This is a genomic window from Klebsiella sp. MBT K-1, from assembly GCF_002556465.1.
Lineage (GTDB): Bacteria > Pseudomonadota > Gammaproteobacteria > Enterobacterales > Enterobacteriaceae > Klebsiella > Klebsiella grimontii.
In genome coordinates, this window is sequence record NZ_PDEL01000042.1 from 1 (window position 1) to 1,278 (window position 1,278).

Annotated in this window: 1 protein-coding gene; it reads left to right on the forward strand. The window is 56.9% G+C overall.

What is annotated here, in order from left to right:
* Positions 1–202 precede the first annotated feature (202 nt).
* Positions 203–1,183 carry an IS110 family transposase gene (locus CMQ96_RS28185; RefSeq protein WP_049130515.1) on the forward strand — a complete coding sequence of 327 codons (981 nt, stop codon included), beginning with the start codon at positions 203–205 and terminating at the stop codon, positions 1,181–1,183.
* Positions 1,184–1,278: the final 95 nt, after the last annotated feature.

The window sequence follows — 1,278 nt, forward strand, 5'->3', positions numbered from 1 at the left end:
TCCGGGCTTGTATGATTAACCCGTCAGAAAGAACCGGCCAGTTCTCTCTGATGGCGGTCCGGATGCCGTGTCCGGGCTTAGGCTTTCGCGCCTGTTCCGTAGATCCTTTGCACCGGACCGCCGTTCTTTCTCATGTGATAAACCGGACAGTATCATGGACCGGCTTTCACCGGTAACCCGTATTCGCAAGGTTGGTTTCACTATGGAAAATGAACTCCACTTCATCGGTATTGATGTCGCCAAAGCTAAACTGGATGTCGATATTCTTCGCCCTGATGGCCGGCATCGTTGTAAAAAATTTGACAATACCCTCTCCGGGCACGAAGCGCTGGTCCGCTGGCTTCGCGGCCATGATGTGAACCGTGCCCATGTCTGCATGGAATCCACCAGCACCTACATGGAAGACGCGGCCGCGCATCTGAGTGATGCCGGGTATACCGTGTCCGTCATCAACCCCGCCCTCAGTAAAGCTTTCGCACAGAGTGAGGGGTTGCGCAGTAAAACCGACAAAGTGGACGCCCGTATGCTGGCTCACTTCTGCCGGGAAAAACGCCCGCCAGCCTGGGAGGCCCCCCATCCGACAGAGCGGGCACTGAAAGCCCTGGTGTTACGCCATCAGGCGCTGACAGAGATGCAGACACAGGAGAAAAACCGGCGGGAAACCGCGCCGGAAGTTCAGCTGACCAGCATTGATATCCTGCTGGGGTGTCTGAGCGCGGAGCTGGCGCGTATCGAAAAACAGATAAAAGACCTGACGGATAATGACCCGGATATGAAACAACGGCGGAAGCTGCTGAACAGTATCCCGGGCATCGGAGAGAAAACGGCGGCGGTTCTGCTGGCGTATACGGGCCTGAAGCTGAAGTTCGGTACAGGGCGGCAGTTCGCGGCGTATGCAGGACTGACGCCGGTGCAGCATGAGTCAGGCAGCAGCGTGATGCGGGCGAGCCGGATGAGCAAGGCGGGACCGGTTCATCTGCGCAAAGCGCTATACATGCCAGCGTTATCGGCGCTGTACCATACGGCGTGGGGAAAAGCGTTCAGGAAAAGGCTGGAAGGGAATGGTAAGCGTGCGAAAGTCATCATAGGGGCGATGATGCGAAAGCTGGCGCAGGTGGCGTACGGTGTACTGAAGTCAGGAAAGGCGTTCGATGCGTCACAGCATGAGCTGTTGATAGCGTAAGAAAGCGTGCCGGATGAAACGACAGCGCGGGATGTCGCTGTCGTTGTTGTGCCTGTCATCCGGGAGCCGGAGAAGATGACAGTGGTGAAAAGAGT